An 8,961-nucleotide genomic window follows, 5' to 3' on the forward strand; every position below is an offset into this window, starting at 1 on the left:
CGGATTCGGCTCTGCCGTGCGCCAGTCTCTTCCTGCGTCCTCTCGCGTAGGACGCGTTCGCGCTCCTGCATCTCTCGCACTTGCATCCGCGCCGGTAGCGTGCGCGCGTGCCATGCTCAGGCATCGTCATAGCCGCCTCCAACATGGCCCGTGTCACGGGTTCGCGGGTTTACTCGGGGAGAGAAAAAATGGAAACTGCGCGGGTCTTGCATTGCGCGCTTCTTAAAAAATTCTGTGGCAATCGCAGCCGACAGACGGCAGTGGGGCTACCAGTTGCGGGAACGAATGTGGTTTTGCGATTCGATTCGTTGAATTCTGTTCTGCTTCGCGCTGTTGCATCCGTAATGCGCTGGCTGCAGGTTGCCCATGGCCCACGTGCCCCCCAGTGACCTTGGCAGGATGTGGTCGATGCTCGGGCCGAGCGGGTGGCGTGGCCTCAGGCCGAACACTATCGGCTTGCCGCACAGGGCGCAGACGCTGCCGGTCGGGCATACGAGGCGCAGGAGCCGCTGTCGTTCCCTGCCGGTGGGCTCACGGTCTGGGCCTGGACGGTATGACATTGGTTACATGGGTCACGGGTGCTGGAGCGCGGCCACGATGTCAGCCGCCGTGCTCTCGCTGGTAAGGCCCGCGATAGCTTCGAGAGTTCCTGCCGGCAGGCTTGCGGGCATGCCAGCGGCGAGGTCGACGTGCTTGCCCTGTTCGTCCACGATGTCAAGGGTGACAGTCGCTTGGGTCGGATCCGCGTCACCTGTGCCCAAGGTGGCTTGCATTGATGTGTTATCGGCCATAATAATTCCAATCGTCGATGTACGGGATGGTGTGATTCGAACGTATGCTGCTTCGGGCAGCGACTCCTGCGGATATGGCGAAGCCCCGTGCCATCCATTGGGTAGGACGGTGCGGGGCTTCGGTCTCTATGGCCATCAGGAGAAAGAGTCGTGAAGGCCGGCGGGTTCTTTTTCTACTCTAACTCGATTCGAGAAGTCGTCTATGTCCTGTCGGATTTTCTCGATGGCTTTGGTTTTTTCGTCCTCCTGTTTCTGAGCGAAATAGAGGAAAAGCACAGCGACTGCGATGAGGACAATCCCAAGAATCAACTGCAGAGCATCGAGGCCTTCGGGAATTGAGATTAGTGCTTGGATGAGGAATGGCGCTCCGCATCCGAGGAATCCCCAGAATGCGTTGTCAAACTTGCTCTGACCGTCGGGAATATCGCCGACATCCCGTTTGACGTGTTCGAGCTCTACGACTCTCACGATTCTCGCCTCCTCGGATGTTGGCAATGGCACTGAAAAGTGTCCCTGGATTAGCATTTGACTACCGGGCATTTCCGCCGTCCCTTTGGAAATGCCAATCGTCGACTACTCCGGCCTCTTGGGCGCTGAAGAATAGTACATTGCCGCAAGTCGCGCAGATGGCTGGTACCACAGGGAACACATTGCCTGTCAGCCCAGTGGCATCGACCTCGTTCATGGTGAACGTGGAATCGGATATATGCCATTGGTTGCCGTGGCAAACCGGACATCCGTCGAGACGTTGAATTTGTTTGGAGACATATTCAAAGGCACGTGCCTTTGCTTGGCGAAGATTCTCGTCATTATTGTTGGCTGGCATACGGTGAATATTACCAGCTGCAAAGAAACAATCCGTTGAAACGCCTAGGTGCCAGCCATTGACATTTCAACGGATTATCTGGCTTTTCAGCCACTTCTCCCACTGCAATAATCGGTGACACTTGGGATTTTCGCAAGCCGATGTCTAAAGATTCTCAGCCGATCGCTCGCCGCATAGCATGTAGGCGCGTCGTGCGACGAGCGACGCGACTCGCTGCAGCAGTGTTTGACGCAATGCCGAAGTCGCCTGCGCCGCACTGGAATTCGGGGCAAGCGCAAGCCGATACACATCGGAATACAGGTACTGCGGACTGCCGTCCTTCCTGCCGGTCGAGAGCAGTTTGCCGCGCGCCGCCCATTGATTGATAGTGTTGCGCCGCAGCGGAAGCCCGCTGTCGGTGAACGCCTTGGCAATCCAAGATGCGCTCGCGGATCTGCTGGCGTCGAAGCACAGGCGCGAGAGCCGGTGGAGCTTGACGACGAGCACCTGCTGCTCGCGCTTGCAGACCGGGCATGTCACCCACTGGTCGTCTTTTCCTGCGGTCAGCGGCGTGGCGCACAGCTCGCACACGCCTATCGCCCGTCGCTGCTCGGGCGGGTCGAGCACGCGCTCGATCTTAGCGGCCAGACGGGTAAGCGTATCCATGTACATACCGGAGTCTGGCAGCCTAGCCAGCCGCACGTGCGCCGCACAATGCCATAGGGCGTCGCGCAATCCCATTGGCGGAGTCGCCGTGGCCTCGAGCGCGTCCACACCGTCCAGACGTCGCAGCAGCTCGGTAGATGTGCTGTCGAGGATGTCGATGAGATCGAGCACGTCGAGGCGGATTGGCGTTTGCGGTGTGGAAAGGATAATGCGCGTGGGCGAATGCCCGCCTGGATGCAATGTCGCATCCAGGCTGTCGTGCAACGGTACGACATCCATGCCCAACCGCAGGAGCAGCAGGCCGAACCGAAGCTCGCATTCTAGGCACAGCGTATACTCCACGCCGCCCAATATGGCACCGCAACGCTGGCAGTAGCTCATCGCTTTCCCTCTTCCCTCTCGCGCTTCTTCTTGTCGAGCTGTTCGGCCCGGTGCTTGGCATACCAGCGCCGCCAATACTCATGGCGCCTCTGAGCATCTGTCATGCCCTCAGTGCTCACAGGCTCTTGCTCCTGCGACCCACCGCGCCGGCAAGCCCTGACATAAGCCTGAATATCCGGATCCGACCAATCAATCGACACATGCTCATCCCCGACACTCATGACGCCGCCAGAGAATCATCACCACCTCCGAACACAGGAGGCTGGATGAACAACGGCATCGCGCTCGCATCTAGGGCGGGGTGCTCGGACGTATGGATAATGGCCCGCACCTCGTCTATCGGAATGCCCAGCAATCGCACGATGGCAGCGTTCTCGATGCCACGCTCATGCCAGTGCAGCACTATCTCACGTTTCTTCTGACTAGTCACTGGGCATCCTCCATGTCTGCGAGCGCAGAATTGGTTTTCTTGGTATTGGTTCTTGTGAGTCGCATTGCGTGCCTTCTGTGTTGTTTTCCTGTGACGGGGTTGGTGTCCAGTGGCCTTGATTGTCGAGCAGGATCCAGCCGTGTCGGGCGGTCAGGATGGGCACGTCGGTCGGCAGCAGGTTGGCGTTGCCTCTCACCAGCCATCCTTTTTCGTAGGACTCGGCCGGGTGGGCGTGGATGTATCCATGGCATCCCGTACTGCCGGATCCACAGACGTCGATCACGTTGCCCGGCAGATGCAGGCTAGAGAACGGATGCGAGCGCATCCTGCGATGGTGACGGCTGAACGTGAGCACGCTGTACAGGCTTCTGCCGCAGCGTGCGCAGCAGGACTCGTCGCGCGCATCCACTAGGTCACAGGTCGCCCTTGTCGGTTGGCTCATTTCACTTCTTTCTTGCCCTTGTGGTTGGGTTCGTTCGCCCAATGCTTGGTGATGCGCTGGTAGAGGGTGATGTCCCTGTCCAGGCAGTGCGCGGATCGGTGGTCGGTTTCGGGCAGGCCATCGGCCAGGCGTTGGAAGTTTCCCGGTTCGCTGGCTTCGATGGCGAGCCTGAGGCTGGTGAGGTCCATGCGCTGGTGGTGGATGCCGGGCAGTCGGGTGACCTGCAGTAGATTCGCTTCGAGGAACATGATGTCGAAGTGCACTGAGCTTCCTGCCGGGTGCAGGTTCCATGACTCGTAATCGGCGAGGAACTGGCGCATGCTTGTTCTGATCTGCTCGATGCCCCGGTCGGCGCGGGCCATGTCGGAGAGCAGCCCGTTTGCCGTGTGGGTTTCGAGCGCCCACTGGCTGAACACCATGTCGTCCGTGAGGGGCAGGAGCCATGACTGTTGCGCGTAGAGGTCTGCCTGCATGCTGGTGACGCGCAGCTCGACCTCGAGCAGGCTGTGCTTGTCGGGGTCCAGGCCGCTGGTTTCCACGTCCATCCACAGCAGCAGATCACGGCTGGCCTTGGCTCGAACGTGCCGGCTGGCCTCGATGCTGGCGGGTTGATTATCGTTCATGCTGGGTTCCTTCCGTTGATGGTTTCGATGATTTCCGTGGCGGTTTCGATCGGGTCTCGGCCGGTTTTGATCTCGGCCCAGAAGCCTTGTTCCCGGCTTTCGGTGAAGGTGCCGGGCGGCAGATGGCGGGTGATGTGCTCGCGGATCCATACTCGGGTGATGCCGCCCCACTCGTAGCTCCTCGAGGCCTGTTTGGGCAGCCATTCCGTGTACTGGCCGGTTTGGAGCCATTTGGCCATGCCGGGAGCGTAGCGGGCGTCGCCTTCGAGGCTTTTGGCGTACCGGAGCACGGCGGCAAGGAGCTGTTCGGGAGTGGCTTGGCGCATGCCCTCGGCGCCGTCCAAGGCTTGGTGCCATCGGTCTTGAGCGGCTTTTCGGCTGCCGGCATGGCGTGGGTAGGCGTTCCACGCCGCGGTGAACGGGTCCGCGAGGACGCCGGCCTCGGCATCGGCCATGGTCACGGCATTTGGTTCGCGGTTTTCGGCGGGGGGATGCAAGGGGGTGGTATCGGTATGGGTAGTAGGTATCGGTATAGGATTCCCTTTGCTGGAAGTTTGCTTGCCGGTTTGCTTCGATTTTGCTAGGGGTTTTGCTTGACCGTTTGCTGTAGCACTTGCTTGAGCACTTGCTTCGGCTTTTGCTTGCGGTTTTGCTGTAGCGCTTGCTTGACGTTTTGCTTGCGGTTTTGCTTTGGCCTTTGCCGCTTTGCGTTTGGCGGCCGTGGCCTTGCCGCCCGCGCTGCCGCTCTTGGAGCGGGCTTCGGAGAGCTCCTTGCCGCCAGCGAACTTGCATGTCGTGGGCGATTCGACGACCTTGTAGTGGGTCTTGCGCTGCTCCCAGAGCTTGGCGTCCACGAGCGCCTGGGCGAGCTTGGGCGAGCCGCCCAGCGCTTTGACGCGCTGCATGGAGAACAGGCCGTCGTACTCGTCGCCGTACCGCTGGCGCTGGTGGCCGACCCAGCTGCCCGCTTTGACCCAGAGGCCGACGGCGGCCAGGGACAGGTCGTCAACCTGCGCCGAGTCGGAGAACCCGTCATCGACCATGAACCACGTCATGACTCGTCCGGTTTCTGGGGCAGGAAGCCGCCGTACACTGCCTCGCGCTCCGCGTCGCTCACCGGGTAGCCCAGCGATTCGAGCACGCCATAATACTCGTCGGCCACGGCCACGCCAGCCGGTTCGTCCCATTCGATGCGAGCCTCGAGGTGCGCGCACAGGAACACGAGTAGCTCGCGGAAGAGCGCTCCTGGCTGCTCGCTGCGCCGCAGGACCTCCGCCGTCCAATACTCATCGCCCGCTTCCTCGGTCTTGTCGGGCAGGGGAGTGGGGGCGAGCATGTTGTATGCCTCCCACAGGTCGCGGCTCTCCGTGTCGTAGAAGCTCACGGCATGCAATCCGTCCTCGCCGGTGAGCGATTGGAACGCGAGGCGGGCGCACGCGGCGCGCAGGGGGATGGCCTTCAGGCTCGTGAGGTGTTTTCGCATCCACGCGCTTCTCAGTTCCAGGCTGTCGGCCGCATACCGGTCGCGGCGCTCCTCAGCCTCGTTGCGCTGCGCGCGACGCTGCTCGCGCTCCTCCTCGTCTTTGGCGTTCTGTTCGAGCTGCTCTTGGGTCTTGGGGGTGCTCATGCTCCACCCGTACGTGTTGTGCGCCAGCCACGGCTCGCCCTCCGCATCCTTCGTGAGCCGCTCCCACTGCTCTCCGAACGGGTCGCCGCGCCGGATGTCACTGAGCCACTGGTAGCCGTCGGGCTGCAGATTGAATGCCGATTGGCCGCCTAGCTCGACGACCTCGATATGGTGCTCCCTGCAGTACTGGTATGCCTGCTCGTCCCACCGCCGGCTGAACCGTTCATTCGTCAGGTTCTGCAGCGTGTAGTTGAAATTATGGCTGCCGGCGGCCTTGAGCAGCTGCTCCTGCGCTTCGGGGTCGTCAGAGAATTCGGCTATCGCGTCCAGGTCGGCCAATGAGAGCTGGGCGAAGGTCTTGGAGTTGCCGCGCAGTTCCTTGGGTATGGCGGCGATCTTCAGGCGGCGGCGAACGAACGATTCGCTCCGCCCCGTCTTGCCTGCCAGTTCCGTGACACCGGCGCCGAGATCCAGAAGCCCTTGGTAGCCGTCGGCCTCCTCGATGGGCGTCAGATCCGCGCGCTGCGTGTTCTCCACCAGCATGACCTCCCGCTCCTGACGGGCCGTCATCTCCTCGACCTTGCACGGCAGGTATTCGAGCCCTGTCAGCTGGGCTGCGGCGAATCTGCGGTGGCCGATCACGATGCGATACAGGGGCGCCCCGTTGCCGTCCGCGCCGGCGGGGGTGACGAGCAGCTCCTGCTTGAGGCCCTGCGCCTGGATGCTCGCGGCCAGCTCGCTCACGTCGCCCACGTCGGTGCGGGGGTTGTCGGGGTTCGGGACGAGCTGCCTGAGGGGTATGTCTACGATTTGTATGCTCACTTGATGCGGGTCACTGCTCCTTGGTCCTGTAGGTTTTGATGTTGATTGTTATGGTGTGCGGTCGCCGCCTGCGACGGTTGCGCTGCCGTTCGTGCTCCAATGCCTGCCGGCCATGCTTGTGCGCCGCCATCACTCGTCCCCCTTGATCTCGCCAGTCTCCGGATCCACGCTCTCGTCCCCATCGCCGGATGCATCAGGGTTGTCCGCGTCATCCGGCTCATCGGCATCATCCGTGGCACCGCCCGCGCCGTCGTCCTTGCCTTCCTGGCCGACGCTCAGGTGCCAGCCTTCAAACGAATTCAGGCTGCGCCGCAGATCGCCGAACATGATCAGCTCACGGCTTTTGCTGGGCTTGACGAGCATGGTCTCGATCGCGAAGCCCGCGTCGATGATCAATTGGGCCAGGTCGTCCGCGTCGTACAACGCCTCGGTGATCGCGTCGATGTTCTTGTATTTCGCGATGTAGTCCTCTTTCGTGCGCGAGGCGAGCATCTTCGCCAGGCGCACCCGGAACGCGGCCTTGGATAGCTGCAGGAGCATGACGGGCGTGATCTCGTCCGGCACCAAGGCGTCCTGCACCATCTTCTTCTTCGACATCATGTGTCCTTTCGTTTAGTATTCGTCCGTGCCGTCGGGCAGGTTCCACGGATCCGTGGCCGCCGCCTCGTTCGCCGCCGGTTTGACGGCCGGGGCGGGCGCGGTCGGATTGCCGTACGCGGTCGGGCCCGCGTGGTTGGTGCGCGTCACCTGCGCGGTCGCATAGCGCAATGACGGCCCGATCTCGTCCACGGTCAGCTCCCACACCGTCCGGTTCGTCCCGTCCTGCGCCTGATACGAACGTTGGGAGAGCCGTCCCTGCGCGATCACGCGCACGCCCTTCGACAGCGTGGCGCCGCAGTGCTCGGCGAGATCGCGCCACGCGTTGCACCGCATGAACAGGGTCGGCCCGTCATCCCACTGATCCGAGCCTTTATTGAATGCGCGAGGAGTGGAGGCGATCGTGAAGTTGGCCACGATCTGCCCGCCATTGGTGGTGCGGATCTCCGGATCAGCCGTGAGGTTCCCGATTATGGTCATCGCGGTTTCACCGGCCATTGGAGGCCTCCTTGCGCTTCCACATGCACAGGGCGCTCACCTGTCGCCTGTCCCTATCCACGATCACGTCGCGTGGACGCGGCGGCAACAAGGTCAGCGGCCACGCCGTCGTATGGTTCAGCTCGGTGATTGTGTCCAGGAGGCTATCGAGCAGGTCGCCCGCACCCATCCGGATCCCCACCGAGTCCAAGGGCCACGAGAACAGGCTGGTGCCCTCCTCGCGGCCATCATCATCAGATGCCATCAATTGCTCCTATCGTTGGTTGGCTTGAAATGTCGTGGGCGAGGCCGGGGTCGAACCGGCTGCCAGAACAGCGGGGAATACTCACGTCCGCGTCTCCGGCGGCGAGCCATGCATCCCGCCCGGACGCGGCTACTCGCCGCGTGACTCTTTGAGCTGCTGGTTCTCCCGGGCGAGCATGATGTTGGCCACGTGCATGGTCGCGATGGTGGAGGCGACCTCGTCCAGAAAGTCGTCGACCTGATCGGCGTCGTACCCCTCATGCATGAACCGCGACGTAGCGAACCGCTGCTTTTTGACTTCATTGCTCGTGAGCATTGGAGGCCTCCCACCGGTGGAAGCACAATATGCCGATGGCGAGCGAGCCGACCATGGCCGCGTACTGCAGCACGCCGAATACGCCATGTTGCAATCCCGCCAGCACCCACATGGTGCTGATCATGAACACGACCACCATCGCGTCGCCCAAAACGAGCCAGAAGTATTTGATCCAGTCCATCATGCGGCCTCCGTCTGGTGCTGAAGCTTGTTGCTTATGGCCCACGCCATGACCTCGCTGACCGGGTACATGACCGGTCGCGTATCCCTTTTACAGCCCGCAGGCTTCACCCCGAGCTTCACGAATCGGGGGCCGCGTCCGAGCGTCCGCCATGTGTTGAGCGTGCCGACCGTCGGACGCCCGTTGAAATACTCCGAGACCTGCGCCGCAGACCAGAAGCCCGCATCGAGCCTGCCGCTCATCACGCTGCCACCTCCTGAGCTGAAAGCTCACGCTCGTTCTTCGCGAGCGCCATTAGCTCGAATGCGTTTGATAGTCCGAGAGCCGAGGCTACTTTGTCCATGACTGAAATGCTCCACGTTCCTTGGTGGAGTAGGCCGTTGATGTACGAGTATGAGACGCCTACCTGTTTTGCGAGTTCTCGTTGCGTTATCTTTTTGCGGGTCAGCTGTACGTTGACTGCCTGCCGCACGAATCGATCGCTGTCATCCATGCGAAATCTCCTTCCTTGTTCATATATCTGAACTTTGTAACTAGAA

Annotated in this window: 17 protein-coding genes; all 17 read right to left on the reverse strand. The window is 61.5% G+C overall.

What is annotated here, in order from left to right; all coding sequences use genetic code 11:
• Nucleotides 1-266 precede the first annotated feature (266 nt).
• The 17 genes from LKK40_RS10715 to LKK40_RS05205 all read right to left on the reverse strand — a co-directional run bounded on the left by LKK40_RS10715 (nucleotide 267) and on the right by LKK40_RS05205 (nucleotide 8,915).
• Nucleotides 267-560, reverse strand: coding sequence for an HNH endonuclease (locus tag LKK40_RS10715; protein WP_368491454.1), 294 nt, complete (start codon nucleotides 558-560; stop codon nucleotides 267-269).
• Between the two features lie 12 nt (nucleotides 561-572).
• On the reverse strand, nucleotides 573-791 hold the full coding sequence (locus tag LKK40_RS05130) for a hypothetical protein (RefSeq protein WP_304309740.1): 219 nt from the start codon (nucleotides 789-791) through the stop codon (nucleotides 573-575).
• Nucleotides 792-926: 135 nt separating this feature from the next.
• Nucleotides 927-1,259, reverse strand: a complete 333-nt coding sequence (locus LKK40_RS05135; RefSeq protein ID WP_304309741.1) for a hypothetical protein — start codon at nucleotides 1,257-1,259, stop codon at nucleotides 927-929.
• A gap of 61 nt (nucleotides 1,260-1,320) precedes the next feature.
• Entirely contained in the window at nucleotides 1,321-1,617 is a 297-nt protein-coding gene (locus tag LKK40_RS05140; protein WP_273328458.1) for a hypothetical protein, read from the reverse strand.
• 144 nt (nucleotides 1,618-1,761) lie between these two features.
• A complete protein-coding gene (locus LKK40_RS05145) occupies nucleotides 1,762-2,643 on the reverse strand; it encodes a hypothetical protein (RefSeq protein WP_304309742.1) in 882 nt (293 codons plus the stop codon).
• 217 nt (nucleotides 2,644-2,860) lie between these two features.
• Nucleotides 2,861-3,073: a hypothetical protein gene (locus LKK40_RS05150; protein ID WP_304309743.1), complete on the reverse strand. Its 213-nt coding sequence runs from the start codon at nucleotides 3,071-3,073 to the stop codon at nucleotides 2,861-2,863.
• Nucleotides 3,066-3,428 (reverse strand): hypothetical protein, encoded by a 363-nt coding sequence (locus LKK40_RS05155; protein WP_273328452.1) that lies wholly within the window; start codon nucleotides 3,426-3,428, stop codon nucleotides 3,066-3,068. Before LKK40_RS05155 ends, LKK40_RS05150 begins: the two co-directional genes overlap by 8 nt.
• Before the next feature lie 83 nt (nucleotides 3,429-3,511).
• Nucleotides 3,512-4,138: a hypothetical protein gene (locus tag LKK40_RS05160; protein ID WP_304309744.1), complete on the reverse strand. Its 627-nt coding sequence runs from the start codon at nucleotides 4,136-4,138 to the stop codon at nucleotides 3,512-3,514.
• A complete protein-coding gene (locus LKK40_RS05165) occupies nucleotides 4,135-5,193 on the reverse strand; it encodes a hypothetical protein (RefSeq protein WP_304309745.1) in 1,059 nt (352 codons plus the stop codon). Before LKK40_RS05165 ends, LKK40_RS05160 begins: the two co-directional genes overlap by 4 nt.
• Nucleotides 5,190-6,587 carry a ParB/RepB/Spo0J family partition protein gene (locus tag LKK40_RS05170; protein ID WP_304309746.1) on the reverse strand — a complete coding sequence of 466 codons (1,398 nt, stop codon included), beginning with the start codon at nucleotides 6,585-6,587 and terminating at the stop codon, nucleotides 5,190-5,192. The genes LKK40_RS05165 and LKK40_RS05170 overlap by 4 nt, the downstream gene beginning before the upstream one ends.
• 129 nt (nucleotides 6,588-6,716) lie before the next feature.
• Nucleotides 6,717-7,187, reverse strand: a complete 471-nt coding sequence (locus LKK40_RS05175) for a hypothetical protein (protein WP_304309747.1) — start codon at nucleotides 7,185-7,187, stop codon at nucleotides 6,717-6,719.
• Between the two features lie 12 nt (nucleotides 7,188-7,199).
• Entirely contained in the window at nucleotides 7,200-7,682 is a 483-nt protein-coding gene (locus LKK40_RS05180; protein WP_304309748.1) for a single-stranded DNA-binding protein, read from the reverse strand.
• Nucleotides 7,672-7,929, reverse strand: a complete 258-nt coding sequence (locus LKK40_RS05185; protein WP_304309749.1) for a hypothetical protein — start codon at nucleotides 7,927-7,929, stop codon at nucleotides 7,672-7,674. Before LKK40_RS05185 ends, LKK40_RS05180 begins: the two co-directional genes overlap by 11 nt.
• Before the next feature lie 126 nt (nucleotides 7,930-8,055).
• Complete coding sequence (locus tag LKK40_RS05190) at nucleotides 8,056-8,241, reverse strand: DivIVA domain-containing protein (protein WP_304309750.1); 186 nt, start codon at nucleotides 8,239-8,241, stop codon at nucleotides 8,056-8,058.
• Nucleotides 8,225-8,425, reverse strand: coding sequence for a hypothetical protein (locus tag LKK40_RS05195; protein WP_273328441.1), 201 nt, complete (start codon nucleotides 8,423-8,425; stop codon nucleotides 8,225-8,227). Before LKK40_RS05195 ends, LKK40_RS05190 begins: the two co-directional genes overlap by 17 nt.
• Nucleotides 8,422-8,664, reverse strand: coding sequence for a hypothetical protein (locus LKK40_RS05200; RefSeq protein WP_273328439.1), 243 nt, complete (start codon nucleotides 8,662-8,664; stop codon nucleotides 8,422-8,424). The genes LKK40_RS05195 and LKK40_RS05200 overlap by 4 nt, the downstream gene beginning before the upstream one ends.
• Nucleotides 8,664-8,915 (reverse strand): helix-turn-helix domain-containing protein, encoded by a 252-nt coding sequence (locus LKK40_RS05205; protein ID WP_273328437.1) that lies wholly within the window; start codon nucleotides 8,913-8,915, stop codon nucleotides 8,664-8,666. The genes LKK40_RS05200 and LKK40_RS05205 overlap by 1 nt, the downstream gene beginning before the upstream one ends.
• Between the last annotated feature and the right edge of the window lie 46 nt (nucleotides 8,916-8,961).

Source organism: Bifidobacterium tibiigranuli (assembly GCF_022655035.1).
Taxonomy (GTDB): domain Bacteria; phylum Actinomycetota; class Actinomycetes; order Actinomycetales; family Bifidobacteriaceae; genus Bifidobacterium; species Bifidobacterium tibiigranuli_A.

Bases quoted from the DNA above. Each gene is read 5' to 3' on its own strand.
- LKK40_RS05175 (WP_304309747.1), bottom strand. From the start codon at position 7,187: ATGATGTCGAAGAAGAAGATGGTGCAGGACGCCTTGGTGCCGGACGAG.
- LKK40_RS05160 (WP_304309744.1), bottom strand. From the start codon at position 4,138: ATGAACGATAATCAACCCGCCAGCATCGAGGCCAGCCGGCACGTTCGA.
- LKK40_RS05190 (WP_304309750.1), bottom strand. From the start codon at position 8,241: ATGCTCACGAGCAATGAAGTCAAAAAGCAGCGGTTCGCTACGTCGCGG.
- LKK40_RS05145 (WP_304309742.1), bottom strand. From the start codon at position 2,643: ATGAGCTACTGCCAGCGTTGCGGTGCCATATTGGGCGGCGTGGAGTAT.
- LKK40_RS05200 (WP_273328439.1), bottom strand. From the start codon at position 8,664: ATGAGCGGCAGGCTCGATGCGGGCTTCTGGTCTGCGGCGCAGGTCTCG.
- LKK40_RS05165 (WP_304309745.1), bottom strand. From the start codon at position 5,193: ATGACGTGGTTCATGGTCGATGACGGGTTCTCCGACTCGGCGCAGGTT.
- LKK40_RS05195 (WP_273328441.1), bottom strand. From the start codon at position 8,425: ATGATGGACTGGATCAAATACTTCTGGCTCGTTTTGGGCGACGCGATG.
- LKK40_RS10715 (WP_368491454.1), bottom strand. From the start codon at position 560: ATGTCATACCGTCCAGGCCCAGACCGTGAGCCCACCGGCAGGGAACGA.
- LKK40_RS05180 (WP_304309748.1), bottom strand. From the start codon at position 7,682: ATGGCCGGTGAAACCGCGATGACCATAATCGGGAACCTCACGGCTGAT.
- LKK40_RS05130 (WP_304309740.1), bottom strand. From the start codon at position 791: ATGGCCGATAACACATCAATGCAAGCCACCTTGGGCACAGGTGACGCG.
- LKK40_RS05140 (WP_273328458.1), bottom strand. From the start codon at position 1,617: ATGCCAGCCAACAATAATGACGAGAATCTTCGCCAAGCAAAGGCACGT.
- LKK40_RS05205 (WP_273328437.1), bottom strand. From the start codon at position 8,915: ATGGATGACAGCGATCGATTCGTGCGGCAGGCAGTCAACGTACAGCTG.